Consider the following 14,841-nt stretch of genomic DNA (forward strand, 5'->3'; position numbering starts at 1 on the left):
ATCTGCCCTCGGGCACGACGGGAGGACGTCTCAGGATGAGCGCGCAACGCATCGTGGTGGTCGGCGCCGGGTTCGCCGGCTTGAAGTGCGTCCAGCGCCTCGAACGTGAGCTCAAGGGCGAGCTGGCGCGCGGCGAGGTGGAGGTCGTGGTGGTCAACCCCCACGACTACATGCTCTACCTGCCCCTGCTGCCGCAGGTGGCCGCCGGGGTGATCACGGCCCAGTCGGTGACCGTGCCCCTGCCGCGGGCCATCCGGCGGGCGCAGCGGCTGCCCGGCCAGGTGGTCGGGCTCGACCTGGAGCGCAAGGTCGCGGTCGTGAAGAAGATCAGCGAGGACGTCGTCGACCTGCCCTACGACCGCCTGATCATCACCGCGGGCAGCGTCACCCGGCAGTTCGACATCCCCGGGCTCGAGGAGCACGGCCTGGGCATGAAGAACCTCGGGGAGGCCGCGTACCTGCGCGACCACGTCCTCTCCCAGCTCGAGCTGGCCAACGCGTCCACCGACGCCGACGAGCGCGCGTCGCGCTGCGGCTTCGTGGTGGTGGGCGGCGGCTACGCCGGCGTCGAGACCGCGGCGTGCCTGGAGCTGCTGACCGACGCGGCGATGAAGCGCTTCCCGCGCCTCGACCCGACGCTGGTCCGCTGGACCGTCGTCGACATCGCGCCGCGGCTCATGCCCGAGCTCGGGCAGCGCCTCGGCGAGGAGGCCCTCACCCTGCTGCGCAAGCGCGGCATCGGCATCCGGCTCGAGACCGGCGTCGAGGAGGTCACCGCCGAGAGCGTCACGCTCACCGACGGCAGCACCATCCCGACGCGGACGCTCGTGTGGACCGCGGGCGTCACGGCCAGCCCGCTGGTCAAGACCCTGGGCGTCGAGCTGGTCCGCGGGCGGGTCAAGACCCGCACCGACCTGCGGCTCGACGGCTACGACGACGTCTTCGTGCTCGGTGACGCCGCCGCGGTGCCCGACCTGACCGCCGACGACCCCGACTCGGCGATCTGCCCGCCCACCGCGCAGCACGCCACGCGGCAGGCGATCACGGCCGCCGACAACGTCGTCGCGTCGCTGCGGGGGCAGTCGCTGCGCGAGTACAAGCACCACGACCTCGGGCTCGTGGTGGACCTCGGTGGCACGCAGGCCGTGGCGCACCCCCTCAAGCTGCGCCTCACCGGCATCGTCGCCCAGGCCGTCACCCGCGGCTACCACCTCTACGCGCTGCCGCTCATGCGGACGCGGGTGCGGGTGGTGGCCAACTGGCTGCTGCACCTGTTCGGCGGCGACGACTTCATCCGCATCGGCTTCCTCGCCGGGCGCAAGAGCGAGACCTCCTCGTTCGAGGAGACCCGCGAGTACCTGTCGGACGAGGAGATGAAGGAGCGCGCGGCGGCCGCGTCGTGACCGAGCCACCCGGGGAGCTGCACGACGACGTGCAGGCTCCCGACGGCACCCGCCTGCGGCGCTGGGACAACGGCGCCGCAGGCGTGCCGGTGGTGGTGTCCAACGGGCTCGGGGCGAGCCCGAAGGCGTGGCCGTTCCTGCACGGCGAGGACTGCGGCTACCACGCCACGAGCTGGCACCACCGCGGTCTCGGCGGCTCGGAGCGCCCGGCCGACGAGACGCACATCGGCGTCGGCGACCACGCCGGTGACCTGCTCGCGGTGATGGACGCCGCGGGCATGGAGCGGGCCGTGGTCGTCGGCTGGTCGGTGGGCGTGCCCGTCGCGATCGAGGCGGCGCGCCGGGCCCCCGAGCGCGTCGCGGGCCTGCTCGCCATGGGCGGGGCGTCCTCCGGCGCGTTCCGCGTGCTCCCCTCGCCGGTGCCCGAGGGCGTGCACCGCGGGGCGGCGAAGACCGGCGCCTGGTTGCTGCGCGTCGTCGGCCCGCCCGTGGCCGGCGTGATCTCGATGCTGCCGCGGGGGCTCGACGCGATGGGACGGGCGGGCATGGACGCGGCCGCGCTCGACCCCACGGGGACGACCTCGCTGGTGACCCTGGCCGAGGTCGCGCGCGAGTTCGCCGCCCACGACTGGACCTGGTTCTCGCGCATGGTGCTCGCCGCCGCCGACCACGCCCCGCTCGACGACGCCGAGCTGGCGGCGGTCACCGTGCCGGTCACCGTGGTCGCCGGCGACTTCGACACCCTCGCCCCGGTCGCGGACATGGCCGCCCTCGCGCACGCGCTGCCCAACGCCCGGCTCGTGCACCTGCCGGGCTCGCACTTCCTGCCCCTGCAGTTCCCCGAGGCCCTGGCGTCCGAGCTCGGGTACCTCGCGCAGCGCGCCGGGCTCTGACTCAGGTCCGGCGTACCAGGCGCTCGGCGAGGAACCGCAGCGCCAGGTCGTAGCCGGTGATCCCCGCGCCCGCGATGACGGCCGTGGCCACCGGCGAGACGTAGGAGTGCGACCGGAACGCCTCGCGGGCGTGGACGTTCGACAGGTGCACCTCGACGACGGGCACCGGCAACGCGGCCAGCGCGTCGCGCAGCGCCACGGACGTGTGCGTGTAGCCGCCCGGATTGATGATCACTCCGCCGTGGCCGGTCATGGCCTCGTGGACGGCGTCGATGAGCACGCCCTCGTGGTTGCTCTGCCGCGCGTCGACCTCGAGACCGAGCTCGGCGGCGGTGCGTCGGCAGCGATCCACCAGGTCGTCGAGGGTGTCGTGCCCGTAGACCTCCGGCTCGCGCCGGCCCAGGAGATCCAGGTTCGGGCCGTTGACGACCAGCACGCGCCGGGGGCTCATACGCCACTCCATCGGGGGTTCACAACCACATCCTTGTCATTCGGGGGTCAAGCGGACGGGTGGGGCGGCCGATGAAGGGGACAGCGCCCACCACGGGCGGTCTCCCCACCTCGGACGGAGTCTGTATGAGGACGGTTCTGATCTGCGACGACCGGCGCAGTGTCCGCGAGGGCCTGACGCGCGTCATGTCCGCGGTCCCCGGCGTCCAGCGCATCGACTGCGTCGCCACCGCGGACGAGCTGCTCACCCGCTACGCCCGCCAGAGCGCGGACGTCGTGTTCGTGGGCACCCAGCGTGCGGTGGCCTCGGGCGCCGAGGCGACCCGTCGCCTCATGTCCGCCCACCCCCAGGCCAACGTCATGGTCTTCGGCGCCCCCGACGACGCGGGCAGCATCGCCGCCGCGATCGCCGGCGGCGCCCGCGGCTACCTGCGCTGGGACGCCTCGCGCCCCGAGCTGGTCGCCGCGCTCGCCCACTCGTCGATCGGCGCCGAGGTCGGCGCGATGCCGATGCAGCGCGGCGCGACCCCCGGCCCGGGCGTCAACCTCACCGAGCGCGAGATGCAGGTCCTGCGCGGCATGAGCCAGGGCAAGAGCAACGGCCAGATCGGCCGCGAGCTCTACCTGTCCGAGGACACGGTGAAGACCCACGCCCGCCGGCTGTTCCGCAAGCTGTCGGCGGCCGACCGGGCGCAGGCGGTGGCCCAGGGCTTCCGCTGCGGCCTGGTCTCCTGACGGCCCCGCCGTCGGGTCAGCCTGACGACGTCCCGCCGGGTCGGAGGCGGCAGGAGGTCGGTCAGGGAGAAGAAGGCGGGTCGGCCGGACCCGGTGGGTGGGCGTCCCCGCACGCGCCCATCCACCGGGTCCGGCCGGCGCGTGCGTCGCGACGCCCGTCGGGACCGGGCCCTCAGGGCCCGACGACGGTGCGGATCCGGTCGTCGCGCAGCTCGGTGCGCGCACGACGGTGGGCCCCGAAGCGGTGTCGGATCCCGTCGGGGCCGGACAGCCAGCCCTGGTAGCCGTCGACCACGTGCTCGCGGCGCTCCCCGGACTCGTCGCGCACGGTGATCCGGTACGCGGTGTCGCGGGCGAACGCGAAGCGGGGAGCGGGGGCACGGGTCGGAGCGGCCATCACCGGCGATCGTACGGACCCGGAGGACCGGCGCGCCCTGGTCGCGGCCATGATCGACCGAGAAGGTGACCGAGGTCTCGGGGCCGGCGCTACCGTGGCCGCCGTGGACCCCGTGGCCGATCCCGACACCGTCCGCGCGGCCTGGTCCGCGGGCCGCGCCGCCCGCAACGGCTGGCTCACGGTGCCCGACCCGCACCTCGTCGAGGTCGTCGCCGCGTACGCCGCCGGCCACGACCTGCTCGACGCGCTGACCCTGGACCTGCAGCACGGCCTGTTCGACCGGGCCCGCACCGCCGACGCGGTGCGCGCGATCGCCGCGCACGGGCTCGCCCCGCTGGTGCGCCTGCCCGCCGTCGACGAGGCCACCGTCGGCTTCGTCCTCGACCTCGGGGTGCGCGGCGTGATCGCGCCGATGGTGTCCGACGCCCCGACCGCCGCCGAGCTGGTCGCCGCCTGCCGCTACCCGCCGGCGGGGCGCCGCTCGTTCGGCCCGCTGCGCACGGCGCTGCGCCCGGGCGACGACCCGGTGGCCGCCGCGGGGACCGTCCTCGCGTTCGCGATGATCGAGACGGCGGACGCCCTGGACCGCGCGGGCGAGATCGCCGCGGTGGACGGGCTCGACGGCCTGTTCGTCGGCCCCGGCGACCTCGGGGTGGCCCTCGGACTCGGGCCGGCCCAGGACCGCGAGGAGCCGGCGATCCACGACGCGTTCCGCCGCGTGCTCGACGCCTGCGCCGCGGCGGGCGTCCGCGCGGGCGTGCACGCCACCCGCGCCGCGTACGCCGCAGCCCGCGCCGCCGACGGGTTCGCGCTGGTCACCGTGTGGTCGGACGTCCCGGCGCTGCTCGCGGGCCTGGACGCGACGAGGCCCGCCACCTGATCCGCGGTGGCGGACCGCTCCTGTCCGCCACCCGCGGCACACTGGCGCCGTGCTCGAGACCTCGGCCCGCCTGCTGCGCCTGCTGTCGCTGCTGCAGTCCCGCCCCGAGTGGACGGGCCCGGAGCTCGCCGAGCGCCTCGGCATCACCACCCGCACCGTGCGCCGCGACGTCGACAAGCTCCGGGGTCTCGACTACCCCGTCGAGGTCGGCCTAGGACCCGGCGGCGGCTATCGCCTCGGCGCGGGCGCCGCGCTGCCGCCGCTGCTGCTCGACGACGACGAGGCCGTCGCCGTCGCGGTCACCCTGCGCACGGCGGCCGGGTCGGGCGTCGCGGGCACGGGGGAGACGGCGCTCGCCGCGCTGGTCAAGCTCGAGCGCATCCTGCCCGCGCGCCTGCGGCAGCGGATCACCGCGATGCCCGTGGCCATCGTCGCGCCGCGCGTCGCCCCGTCGGTCGACCCGGCCGTGCTGGCCGCCGTCGGCGCCGCGTGCCGCGACCGGCGCGTGCTCGAGATCGACTACACCGCACGTGACGGCGCGGCCACCCGCCGGCGCATCGAGCCGATCCACCTCGTGGCCTGGGGGCGGCGCTGGTACCTCGTGGCCTGGGACCGCGACCGCGACGACTGGCGCACGCTGCGCGTGGACCGGCTGACACCGCGTCTCGCCCCCGACGGCCTGCCCACCGGCCCGCGCTTCGCCCCGCGCGAGATCCCGGGCGGCGACCCCGCGGCCTTCGTCGCCGACCGCGTCGCCGACGTCCGCCCGTTCCGCTGCGTGGTGCGCGTCGAGGCCCCCGCGGCGCAGGTCCGCGCCACGATCTGGACCGACCAGGTGCGCGTCGAGGCGATCGACGCGGCCGCGTGCCGCGTCCGCCTCGCCGCCGAGGACGCCCGCTCCGCGGCCCTGATCCTCACCGGCCTCGACGCCGACTTCGCGGTGGAGTCGCCCGACGAGCTGGTCGACGAGCTGCGCCGGGTGGCCACGCGCTACCAGCGGGCCGTCTCCGGGGCTCAGCCGACCGCGCCGCCGACGAGCACGCCGATCCCGTAGGTCGCCGCGAGCCCCAGCGCGCCGCCGACCATCACGCGCAGCACCGCCCGCCGCGGGGTCGCGCCCCCGAGCCGCGCGCCGAGCCAGCCGGCGAGCCCGAGGGCCACGAGCACCGCGACGACGGTGACCGGCACCCGCCAGGTGGCCGGGGGCAGGAGCACCGCGACCAGGGGCAGCAACGCACCGAGCACGAACGACACCGCCGACGCGCCCGCCGCCCGCCAGGGGCTGGTCAGCTCGTCGGGGTCGAGGTGCAGCTCGGCGTCGAGGTGGGCGGACAGGGCGTCGTGCTCGGTCAGCTCGACCGCCACCTGCCGGGCCGTCGCAGGGGACAGCCCCTTCGCCTCGTACAGGGCGACCAGCTCGTCCAGCTCCTGCTCGGGGGTCTCGGCCAGCTCGCGGGTCTCCCGGATCAACTGCGCGCGCTCCGAGTCGCGCTGGCTCGACACCGACACGTACTCGCCGAGCGCCATCGACACCGCGCCCGCCACGAGGCCGGCGATGCCCGCGGTCGCGATCGGCGCGCGCTCGACGGTCGCCCCGGCCACGCCGACCACGAGGCCGGCCGTCGACACGATCCCGTCGTTGGCGCCGAGGACGCCGGCGCGCAGCCAGTTCAGCCGCTGGAAGAGGTCGCCGCCGTGGGGCTCGGGGTGCGGGCCGGGTGCGGCGGTGGCCTCGGGACGGGCGGCCTCGGACATGCCTCCACGGTCCCAGGACCGGCGATCCACGGCGACTCACGGCGATCCGGCGTGGGGAGGCGCACGATGGGTGGTGCCGGTCGGGCATCTCGGGGACGCCCGGTCGGCGGGAGGAGACGCCCGTGGACCACGACGACGCGCACACCGACCGTCCGTCGCCCGGCGAGGACGGGGAACTCGCGGACCTGCGCCTGGGCGACGCCGACCGCACGGCCGCGCTGGACGCCCTGGGTCAGCACCTGGAGGCGGGGCGCCTGGACGTCGAGGAGTTCGGCGAGCGCTCGGTGCGGGCGTCGATCGCCGTCCGGTGCTCCGACCTGCGGCCCCTGTTCGCCGACCTCCCGGCCCCGCACCCGCCGCTGCCGCGCCCGCCGTCACCCGAGCAGCTCGTGCCCGCGCCGCGCCGGGCCGAGCCGACGCCCTTCGCGCGCGTGCCGCAGCGGCACCACCCCGGGCTGCCGCCGGCCCTGCGCGCGGGCGTGCTGGCCGCGGCCGTGGCCCTGCCCGTGATGCTGATCCTCGCCACCGGACCCGGATCCGGCGGCCTGCTGGTGCTCCCGCTGCTGCTCGTGCTCCTCGGCGGGCTGCGGCACGGCGGTCCCGGCGGGCCCGGTCACGGGCACCGGCACGGCCCGGGCGGCGGGTGGTGACGGGGGACTGGCGCACCCCACCTCGATGAGGTTAGGCTTGCCTCATCGCTGCGCGGGTGTTGTGGTGGCGCCCAGCGGCAGCGGCGAGAGGTGGGCCCGGGCTCGAGGGACGAGCCCGGGCCCACCGATCTCTCCTGCCTACCACCCGGACCGGGTCGGTGTCTCCCCCGGATGTCTCCCCCCGATGAGCAACCCCGTGCCGCAGGACGAGGGAGACCCGGGCCCGCCGCCCGTCCCGTCGCTCGCGGCCCCGTGGTCGCTGCGCGCGGCCACCCGCGCCGACGCCGCGACCGTCCACGCGTGGATGCACCGGCCCCACGTCGCGACCCGCTGGGACCAGGCGTGGCCCCGCGCGCGGTGGGACGACGAGATCGCGCGCCAGCTCGCCGGTCGGCACAGCCGCCCGTGCCTCGTGGCCCACGACGGCGCCGAGGTGGCGTACGTCGAGATCTACCGGGTGGCCCACGACGGGCTGCGCGAGCACTACGCCGCGGGCGCCCACGATCTCGGCCTGCACGTGGCCATCGGCGACGAGGGCCGCACGGGCGCGGGCCTCGGGACCGCGCTGCTCGACACCCTCGCCGCGGCGCTGCTGCGCGCCGACCCCCGCTGCGCGCGGATCGTGCTCGAGCCCGAGGAGGGCAACGCCGCCATGCACCGGGCGCTCGCGAAGGCGGGCTTCGCCGCGACGGCCCGGGTGGCCCTGCCGCACAAGGTGGCCCTGCTGCACGTGCGCGACCGCGACCCGGTCGCGTGAGCGCGGCCGCGGGCCGGGCGGTTCGAGGTGCCGCGGCGCGCCGCACAGGGAAAGCTGGGCCGCGATGGACGTGATCGAACGGGTCGTGCTGCTCGACGAGACCGGTCAGGTGGCCGGGACCGCGGCCAAGGCCGAGGTGCACCACGACGCCACCCCGTTGCACCTGGCGTTCTCCTGCTACGTCTTCGACGGGCGCGGCGACCTGCTGCTCACCCGCCGGGCGTCGAGCAAGGCGACCTTCCCGGGCGTGTGGACCAACACCTTCTGCGGCCACCCCGGCCCCGGCGAGCCGCTGGACACCGCGATCCTGCGGCGGGCGCGCCAGGAGCTCGACCTCGAGATCGACGCCCTGCGCCTCGTGCTCCCCGGCTTCCGGTACCGGGCCGAGCAGGGCGGGGTGTTCGAGAACGAGATGTGCCCGGTGTTCGTCGCCCACACCTCCGACGTGCCCGGGGACCCCGATCCCACCGAGGTCGACGAGGTGCGCGCCGTGGCGTGGGAGCCGTTCCGCGACGACGTCCTCGCCGGGACGTGGCCGGGCATCTCGCCGTGGTGCGCCGACCAGGTGCGCGACCTCGCCCCGCTCGGCCCCGACCCCGTCCGCTGGGCGCCCGGCGACCCGCGCGCCCTGCCGCCCGCCGCGTTCCTGGCGAGCTGATCGGGGCCGGGACCGATGACTCCGCGGCCCCGCGGCGGTTCCCCCGGGTGAGAGCACGCCGCACCCGAGGAGGACCGCCATGGCCGACGACGAGCAGGACATCCGGGCGCTGATCGAGCGCTGGACCCACGCGGTGCACGCGGGGGACCTCGACGCCGTCCTCGCCGACCACGCCGCCGACATCGTCATGTTCGACGTGCCGCCGCCGCACGACGGCGTGCGGGGGATCGCGGGGTACGCGGCGACGTGGCCGCCGTTCTTCGGCTGGCAGGCCTCCGGCGCCTGCTTCGAGATCGTGGAGCTCGACGTCACCGCCGGCACCGACGTCGCGTTCGCGCACGCCCTGCTGCGCTGCGACACCCCGGGCGAGCTCGCCGCCCACCCGTCACGGCGCCTGCGGCTGACCCTGGGCCTGCGCAAGGAGGGCGGGCGCTGGGTCGTGGCCCACGAGCACCACTCGTTCCCCGACGAGACCCCGATCGCCGCCGACGACGAGGCCGCCGTGCGCGAGGTGCACCGCCGCTGGGCCGAGGACACCGCCGCGGGGGACCTCGACGCCCTCACCGCGCCGATCGCCGACGACATCGTGTCCTACGAGCACGAGGGCGCCATGGCCTACGTCGGCATCGACGAGGTGCGCGAGGTCTGCCGCGCCGGGCTCGAGGCCTCGCCGGACCCGGTGCGCTGGGCGATCCCCGACCTGCGCGTGGTCGCGAGCGGGGACCTGGCCGTGTCGTGGGGGATCGACGAGCTGACCCCGGGCGAGGCCGAGACCGTCCGCTCGCGCGGGACGCGCGTGTTCCGGCGCACCGAGCAGGGCTGGCGGATGGTCCACCAGCACCTGTCGTTCCCGGCGCCCCCGGGCTGAGCCGCTCAGGGCCGGGGCGCACCCGGGTAGGTGCCGAACTGCCAGTGGTTGCCCTCGGGGTCGCGGATCGCGACGTCGTGGGAGCCGTAGCCGGTGTCGTAGGGCTCGTCGAGCACTTCAGCGCCGTCGGCGGCGCGCACCCGCTCGGCGAGCGCGTCGACTCGGCCGCCTCGGGCACGACGACGTAGGCGGTGAAGGCGCCGGGCGGGGTCGCGCGGCCGCGGGCGTCCGGGCGCTGCTGGCCCATCATGACCCCGCCGCCGGCGGGCCACGCCAGCTCGGCGTGCTGGACGACGCCGTCGTCGGAGGCGTAGCTGACGACCTCGACGAACCCGAGGACGTCGGTCAGGAACGCCATCTGGGCGCGGGCGTCGTGCGCGGCGAAGGTGGGCCAGACCTGCGGGGGAGGCGTGTCGCTCATGGTCGGTGATCCTCCGCCGGCAGGGCCCTCGCGTCTTGGACGTTCCCGATCTCCTCGGCCAGCCAGCGTGTCGGCGAGCACCTGGCGAGCGCCCCGAACTCGCGGGACAGGTGCGCCTGGTCGGCGTAGCCCCCCTCGGCGGCGAGGTCCGCCAGCCCGAGCGGCGCCCCGGCGGCGGCCCGGGCGGCGAGGCGGCGGCGGGCACGGTCGAAGCGCGCCATGCGTCCGGCCACCTTCGGGCCCACGCCGATCTCGGTGCGGAAGCGCTGGCCGAGGTGGCGCTCGCTCCAGCCCACCTCGTCGGCCAGCGCGCGCACCGGCACCGTGCCGGCCGAGCCCACGACGCGACGCCAGGCGTGGCGCACCTCGGGGGCGACGGGACGGCCGGCGGCGCTCCCGGGCGAGACGGCGCCGAGCACGCGGAGCAGCACGTCGTCGAGCGCGGCGAAGCGCCCGGCCCAGCCCTCGGCGCCGTCCACACGCTCCTGCACCTCGCGCGCGAGGGTCCCGAGGACCTCGTCGCCGTCGACCGTCACGCCCGCGATCTCGGCGGCGGGACGCCCGAGCAGGGCGCGCGCGGCCAGGGGGTCGAGCACCACGTGGACCCCGGACTGCCGGCCGTCGTGGACGATCGTCTCGGGCGTCGTGTGCAGCCCGCCGAGCGCGACCGCGCGCTCCACGAGCCCCCCGTCGGGCGTCCGCATGATCAGCGGGCGGTCGAAGGTGACGATCAGTGTCAGGTAGGGCGAGGGGAGGCCGCGGTGCGTGCCCGGCGGCCCGCCGCGCAGGTCGTAGCCGTGGTAGGCGACGTGGCCGCGCAGCGGCCCGGCCGGGTGCCCCGACCGCCCGTCGCTGCTGGTCCCGGCGTCGTCCACGGGCGCCAGTCTGGCCTCAGGCGTCGTCGTAGTCGACGGTCAGGGCGTCGCTGGTGGGGCGCGACTGGCAGGTCAGGATGCGCCCGCCGGCGACCTCGGCCTCGGTCAGCGCGTGGTGCACGGCCATGTGCACGGTGCCGGTGCGCAGGGTCGCGACGCAGGTGCCGCACGCCCCGCCGGCGCACGAGTACGGGGCGTCGAGGCCCGCGCGCAGCGCCGCGTCGAGCACCGCCTCGTCGGGCCCGCAGTCGACCTCGGTGGTGCGGCCCTCGAGCACGACACTCACGCCCGCCGCGGTCGTGCCCTCGACGGGCCCGGTCGGCGCCACGGAGGTGAAGTGCTCGCGGTGCACCCGCGCGCCGTCGACCCCGCGCGCGCCGAGGCCGTCGACCAGCGTGTCGGTCAGCGCCTCCGGCCCGCAGAGGAACCAGCCGTCGACGTCGTCCGGGCGCCCGACGTGCGCGAGCACCCGGTCGACGTCCAGCCGCCCGGCCTCGACGGTCTCCCAGCGTGCGGCGTCGTCGGGGCGGTGGTCCGGCACGTCCGCACCCCGCGAGCGCACGTGGACCAGCCGCAGCCGCCCCTCGGCCCGCGCCACCAGCATCGACAGCTCGTCGGCGAACATCGTCGATGCGGCGTCCCGGTTGCCCAGCAGCAGCACCAAGCGCGTCGCGGGCTCGGCGTCGAGCACGCCCGCGACGATCGGGAGCACCGGCGTGATCCCGCTGCCCGCGGCCACCGCGACCAGGCGCCGTCCCGATGCCAGCCCGGCGGGCGGCTCCGGGGTGAAACGGCCCGCGGGCGCCGCGACCTCGAGCGTGTCGCCGGCGGCGAGGTCGCGCGCCACCCAGGTCGAGAAGCGGCCGCCGTCGACGGTCCGGATCCCGATCCGCAGCACCCCGGACCCTGCGGCCGAACAGACCGAGTACGTGCGGCGGACCTCCTCGCGCTCCGGCCCGTGGTCGCCCTCCAGCCACGCCCGCACCGTCACGTGCTGCCCGGGCCGGTGGGCGAAGGTCGCGGCCAGCTCGTCGGGGACGTCGAAGGTCACGGCGACGGCGTCCGGGGTGAGCCGCTTGACCTCGGAGACCCGCAGCCGGTGGAAGCCGGACCGGACCTCGCCAGAGGGCGCGTCCATCCCGTCGGTGAGCCCGCGCCAGGCCCGGTACTCGGCGGGCGTGAGCTCGGTGCCCCAGGCCGTCGCGAGGGGGACGTCGCGGGCGAGGTAGTCGTCGCGGGTGTTCTCCCAGGCGCGCACGTAGCGGTAGAACGGGATGGTCGGGTGGATGTGGTGCACCAGGTGGTAGTTCTGGTACAGCATCACGGGCGTCATGAACCACTCGCGCCCCACGCGCACGCGGGTCGCGCGGAAGCGGTCGGTGCGGGCGGTGACGCCGAGGTCGTGGTGGGGCAGCCAGTCGAACCACCAGGCGAGCACGCCGATCCCCAGGCGCTGCGGCAGCAGGTAGACCACCACCAGCGCGAGGCCGTGGCCGGTGGCGGCGAGGGCGACCGCGATCCCGATCACCACGGCCAGGGTCGCGAGCGCGCCGGCCACCTCGCCGCGCGGGCGGCGGCGCATCCGCGGCCCGTAGAAGCGGAAGTACCAGCCGTCGATCGCGAGCCACCGCAGCGGGCGCTGCCACACCGGGCCGCCCTCGACCCACGCGTCGGGGTCGAGCAGGACGTCCTCGTTGGTGTGCCGGTGGTGCTCGATGTGGATGTAGCGCACGAGCGGGAACGTCGCCCACGCCACGACGAAGGGCACCGCGAGGCGTCCGAGCACCTCGTTGACCCCGCGCAGGCGTCCGGCCGCGTGGTGCGTCGCCTCGTGCAGCACCGTGAACATCGTGAAGGTGACCAGCGCGTGCGCCGGGACGCTCGCGACCAGCCACCAGCGGCTCACGCTCCCGTCGAGCGCGGCGAGGGCCAGCGCGGTCGCCCCGAGCCAGAGCGCGAGCGAGCCGGCCCACAGCGCGACGGTGGGCCAGGCGACGGCGGGCAGCGGGATGCCCGGATCGGGCACCCCGCGGCGCACGGCCGCGGCCTCGTCCTCGCTGAGCACGCGGCGGGGCGGGGCTTCGGACGACATGCATCGACGGTAGGTCGCCGCTGCTACTGAGACAAGTACGAGTTTTTGTCTCAGCAACGACCGTGGCGGCGGGGTGCTCCGGCGCGCGAGGATGACCACCGCCCGCAGACCCGCCGACATCGAGGGAGCCCCCGTTGATCCTCATCAACGTCAAGTGGACGGTGAAGCCGGAGTACGCCGAGCAGTTCCCGTCGTTGGTGCAGGAGTTCACCGACGCGGTCCGCCAGGAGCCCGGCAACATCTTCTTCGAGTGGGCGCGCCACCTCTCCGAGGACAACACCTACGTGCTCGTCGAGGCGTTCCAGGACGACGCGGGCGAGGCGCACGTGCAGTCCGACCACTTCAAGAAGTTCGTGGACCAGGCGCCCGACTGGGTGTCCACCGCGCCGAAGATCATCAATGTCCAGGGCGTCGACCAGGACGGCTGGGGCGAGATGGGCGAGGTCCAGCCCCGCTGACCCTCGAGTCCGGCTGCGCGCTCGCCGTCACACGGCGGCGGGCTCGCGGTCGGGCGCGGCCTCGTCGGTCCGCGCCCGGCCCAGCAGGCGCCAGGCGCCCAGCGCGGTGAGCGCCAGCACGGCCGCCCCGAGCACCGCCGCCCCCTGAAGGCCCGCGGCGAACGCCTCCCGCGCGCTCGCCAGCAGCGCCGTGCCCGCCTCGTCCGGCAGGTCGCGGGCGGCCACGAACGCGCCGCCGAGCGTCTCCTGGCCGGTGCGTCCGGTGAACACCGCGGCCGCGATGCTGCCCAGCACCGCCGTGCCCAGCGCGCCGCCGAGCTCGTAGCCGGTCTCGGAGATCGCCGACGCGGCCCCGGCGCGGTCGGCGGGGGCGGCGGCGAGGATCAGGTCGTTGGTGAGCGCCTCGGAGAGCGCCACCCCGCCGCCGAGCAGGACGAAGCCGATCACGACACCGGCCAGGCCGCCGACCGCCGCGACGACGAGCAGCCCGCCGCCCGCGGCGCCGAGGCCCAGTCCGACCAGCGCCGGCGCGCTGAGGTGGCGCGCCAGCCGCGCGCCGCCGAGGGCCCCGGCGACGCCCGCCACCGAGCCGGGCAGCATCCACAGCGCCGCCTCCAGCGGGCCCATGCCGAGCACGAGCTGCAGGTACTGCGGCAGCAGCAGGAGCAGCCCGACCAGCGCGAAGACGCCGAGCAGGTTGACGGTCACCGACACCGAGAACGAGCGCCGCGCGAACAGGGCGAGGTCGAGCAGCGGGTGCGCGAGGCGGCGCTGGCGCCGGACGAACACCGCACCGGCGGCGACGCCGAGCGCCGCGGCGAGGCCCGCGCCGAGCGTCGCGCCCTCGGTGGCGACGGTCTTCAGCGCGTAGACCAGCGGCAGCATCGCCACGAGCGAGAGCACCGCGGAGAGCAGGTCGAACGGGCCGGGGTGCGGGTCGCGGCTCTCGGGCAGCACGAGCGGCCCGAGGACGAGCAGCACGGCGATCACCGGGACGTTGACGAGGAACACCGAACCCCACCACAGGTGCTCGAGCAGCACGCCGGCGACCACCGGCCCCGCGGCGGCACCGCCGGAGAACGCGGCGGACCAGACGGCGACGGCCGTGGCGCGGCGGCGCGGCTCGGGGAATGCCGTCTTGATCAGCGAGAACGTCGAGGGCATGAGCGTCGCCCCGCCCAGGCCGAGCAGGGCGCGCGCGGCGACGAGCGCCCCGGCCGTCGGCGCGAAGGCCGCGAGCACCGAGGCGACGCCGAACGCCGCGGCGCCCCACATCAGCAGACGGCGCCGGCCGATGCGGTCGCCGAGCGTGCCCATGCTGACCAGCAGCCCGGCCAGCACGAACGAGTAGGCGTCGACGATCCAGAGCTGCTCGGCGGCGCCGGGTCGCAGGTCCTCGGCCAGGGCGGGCAGCGCGGTGCCCAGCACCGTCATGTCGATGCTGATGAGCAGCACGGGCAGCACCAGGACCGCCAGCGCGACCCAGGGCGACCGGCGGGACATGACGCCTCCCAGGAGAGTGGACCGTCCAGACGGTCCAGTTTCGGAC

The 14,841-nt window shown here is 76.1% G+C and carries 17 protein-coding genes; 10 read left to right on the forward strand and 7 right to left on the reverse strand.

Features of this window, described 5'->3' with window-relative positions:
- Nucleotides 1-35 precede the first annotated feature (35 nt).
- Together ACQPX6_RS05795 and ACQPX6_RS05800 are read left to right on the forward strand one after the other, a co-directional pair.
- A complete protein-coding gene (locus tag ACQPX6_RS05795; RefSeq protein WP_433786113.1) occupies nucleotides 36-1,403 on the forward strand; it encodes an NAD(P)/FAD-dependent oxidoreductase in 1,368 nt (455 codons plus the stop codon).
- Entirely contained in the window at nucleotides 1,400-2,296 is an 897-nt protein-coding gene (locus ACQPX6_RS05800) for an alpha/beta fold hydrolase (protein WP_433786114.1), read from the forward strand. The genes ACQPX6_RS05795 and ACQPX6_RS05800 overlap by 4 nt, the downstream gene beginning before the upstream one ends.
- 1 nt (nucleotide 2,297) lies before the next feature.
- Here the strand turns inward: ACQPX6_RS05800 and aroQ are convergent, their stop codons facing one another.
- Nucleotides 2,298-2,747 (reverse strand): type II 3-dehydroquinate dehydratase, encoded by a 450-nt coding sequence (gene aroQ / locus ACQPX6_RS05805; RefSeq protein ID WP_433786116.1) that lies wholly within the window; start codon nucleotides 2,745-2,747, stop codon nucleotides 2,298-2,300.
- A gap of 125 nt (nucleotides 2,748-2,872) precedes the next feature.
- Between aroQ and ACQPX6_RS05810 the strand changes: the two genes are divergently transcribed.
- A complete protein-coding gene (locus tag ACQPX6_RS05810; RefSeq protein WP_433786118.1) occupies nucleotides 2,873-3,481 on the forward strand; it encodes a response regulator transcription factor in 609 nt (202 codons plus the stop codon).
- Between the two features lie 172 nt (nucleotides 3,482-3,653).
- Here the strand turns inward: ACQPX6_RS05810 and ACQPX6_RS05815 are convergent, their stop codons facing one another.
- Nucleotides 3,654-3,878 (reverse strand): hypothetical protein, encoded by a 225-nt coding sequence (locus tag ACQPX6_RS05815; RefSeq protein WP_433786120.1) that lies wholly within the window; start codon nucleotides 3,876-3,878, stop codon nucleotides 3,654-3,656.
- Between the two features lie 103 nt (nucleotides 3,879-3,981).
- Between ACQPX6_RS05815 and ACQPX6_RS05820 the strand changes: the two genes are divergently transcribed.
- Entirely contained in the window at nucleotides 3,982-4,758 is a 777-nt protein-coding gene (locus tag ACQPX6_RS05820) for an HpcH/HpaI aldolase family protein (protein ID WP_433786121.1), read from the forward strand.
- Nucleotides 4,759-4,807: 49 nt separating this feature from the next.
- Nucleotides 4,808-5,812 (forward strand): helix-turn-helix transcriptional regulator, encoded by a 1,005-nt coding sequence (locus tag ACQPX6_RS05825; protein WP_433786122.1) that lies wholly within the window; start codon nucleotides 4,808-4,810, stop codon nucleotides 5,810-5,812.
- Here the strand turns inward: ACQPX6_RS05825 and ACQPX6_RS05830 are convergent.
- On the reverse strand, nucleotides 5,773-6,513 hold the full coding sequence (locus tag ACQPX6_RS05830) for a VIT1/CCC1 transporter family protein (RefSeq protein WP_433786124.1): 741 nt from the start codon (nucleotides 6,511-6,513) through the stop codon (nucleotides 5,773-5,775). The two genes, ACQPX6_RS05825 and ACQPX6_RS05830, sit on opposite strands and share 40 nt — an antisense overlap.
- A 122-nt stretch (nucleotides 6,514-6,635) precedes the next feature.
- Here ACQPX6_RS05830 and ACQPX6_RS05835 point away from each other — a divergent pair, with 122 nt between their 5' ends.
- From ACQPX6_RS05835 to ACQPX6_RS05850, 4 genes are all read left to right on the forward strand, one after another.
- Nucleotides 6,636-7,163: a DUF1707 SHOCT-like domain-containing protein gene (locus ACQPX6_RS05835; protein ID WP_433786126.1), complete on the forward strand. Its 528-nt coding sequence runs from the start codon at nucleotides 6,636-6,638 to the stop codon at nucleotides 7,161-7,163.
- A 184-nt stretch (nucleotides 7,164-7,347) separates the two neighbouring features.
- Nucleotides 7,348-7,920: a GNAT family N-acetyltransferase gene (locus ACQPX6_RS05840; RefSeq protein ID WP_433786128.1), complete on the forward strand. Its 573-nt coding sequence runs from the start codon at nucleotides 7,348-7,350 to the stop codon at nucleotides 7,918-7,920.
- Nucleotides 7,921-7,993: 73 nt separating this feature from the next.
- Nucleotides 7,994-8,578, forward strand: a complete 585-nt coding sequence (gene idi / locus ACQPX6_RS05845; protein WP_433788197.1) for an isopentenyl-diphosphate Delta-isomerase — start codon at nucleotides 7,994-7,996, stop codon at nucleotides 8,576-8,578.
- Between the two features lie 79 nt (nucleotides 8,579-8,657).
- Nucleotides 8,658-9,446 carry a YybH family protein gene (locus ACQPX6_RS05850; protein ID WP_433786129.1) on the forward strand — a complete coding sequence of 263 codons (789 nt, stop codon included), beginning with the start codon at nucleotides 8,658-8,660 and terminating at the stop codon, nucleotides 9,444-9,446.
- 5 nt (nucleotides 9,447-9,451) lie between these two features.
- Here ACQPX6_RS05850 and ACQPX6_RS05855 read toward each other — a convergent pair whose 3' ends face one another.
- The 3 genes from ACQPX6_RS05855 to ACQPX6_RS05865 form a co-directional block, all read right to left on the reverse strand.
- Nucleotides 9,452-9,586: a hypothetical protein gene (locus ACQPX6_RS05855; protein WP_433786130.1), complete on the reverse strand. Its 135-nt coding sequence runs from the start codon at nucleotides 9,584-9,586 to the stop codon at nucleotides 9,452-9,454.
- A 277-nt stretch (nucleotides 9,587-9,863) separates the two neighbouring features.
- Nucleotides 9,864-10,742, reverse strand: a complete 879-nt coding sequence (locus tag ACQPX6_RS05860) for a helix-turn-helix domain-containing protein (RefSeq protein ID WP_433786132.1) — start codon at nucleotides 10,740-10,742, stop codon at nucleotides 9,864-9,866.
- Between the two features lie 16 nt (nucleotides 10,743-10,758).
- Entirely contained in the window at nucleotides 10,759-12,834 is a 2,076-nt protein-coding gene (locus ACQPX6_RS05865; protein WP_433786133.1) for a fatty acid desaturase, read from the reverse strand.
- A 134-nt stretch (nucleotides 12,835-12,968) separates the two neighbouring features.
- Between ACQPX6_RS05865 and ACQPX6_RS05870 the strand changes: the two genes are divergently transcribed.
- Complete coding sequence (locus tag ACQPX6_RS05870) at nucleotides 12,969-13,292, forward strand: putative quinol monooxygenase (RefSeq protein WP_433786135.1); 324 nt, start codon at nucleotides 12,969-12,971, stop codon at nucleotides 13,290-13,292.
- 27 nt (nucleotides 13,293-13,319) lie between these two features.
- Here the strand turns inward: ACQPX6_RS05870 and ACQPX6_RS05875 are convergent, their stop codons facing one another.
- Nucleotides 13,320-14,795, reverse strand: coding sequence for an MFS transporter (locus tag ACQPX6_RS05875; protein ID WP_433786136.1), 1,476 nt, complete (start codon nucleotides 14,793-14,795; stop codon nucleotides 13,320-13,322).
- Between the last annotated feature and the right edge of the window lie 46 nt (nucleotides 14,796-14,841).

The organism is Actinomycetospora sp. CA-101289, assembly GCF_050955895.1.
GTDB lineage: Bacteria > Actinomycetota > Actinomycetes > Mycobacteriales > Pseudonocardiaceae > Actinomycetospora.

Coding starts and splice junctions, on each gene's coding strand:
- ACQPX6_RS05795 (WP_433786113.1), top strand. CDS start 36: ATGAGCGCGCAACGCATCGTGGTGGTCGGCGCCGGGTTCGCCGGCTTG.
- aroQ (WP_433786116.1), bottom strand. CDS start 2,747: ATGAGCCCCCGGCGCGTGCTGGTCGTCAACGGCCCGAACCTGGATCTC.
- ACQPX6_RS05810 (WP_433786118.1), top strand. CDS start 2,873: ATGAGGACGGTTCTGATCTGCGACGACCGGCGCAGTGTCCGCGAGGGC.
- ACQPX6_RS05815 (WP_433786120.1), bottom strand. CDS start 3,878: ATGGCCGCTCCGACCCGTGCCCCCGCTCCCCGCTTCGCGTTCGCCCGC.
- ACQPX6_RS05830 (WP_433786124.1), bottom strand. CDS start 6,513: ATGTCCGAGGCCGCCCGTCCCGAGGCCACCGCCGCACCCGGCCCGCAC.
- ACQPX6_RS05840 (WP_433786128.1), top strand. CDS start 7,348: ATGAGCAACCCCGTGCCGCAGGACGAGGGAGACCCGGGCCCGCCGCCC.
- ACQPX6_RS05850 (WP_433786129.1), top strand. CDS start 8,658: ATGGCCGACGACGAGCAGGACATCCGGGCGCTGATCGAGCGCTGGACC.
- ACQPX6_RS05865 (WP_433786133.1), bottom strand. CDS start 12,834: ATGTCGTCCGAAGCCCCGCCCCGCCGCGTGCTCAGCGAGGACGAGGCC.
- ACQPX6_RS05875 (WP_433786136.1), bottom strand. CDS start 14,795: ATGTCCCGCCGGTCGCCCTGGGTCGCGCTGGCGGTCCTGGTGCTGCCC.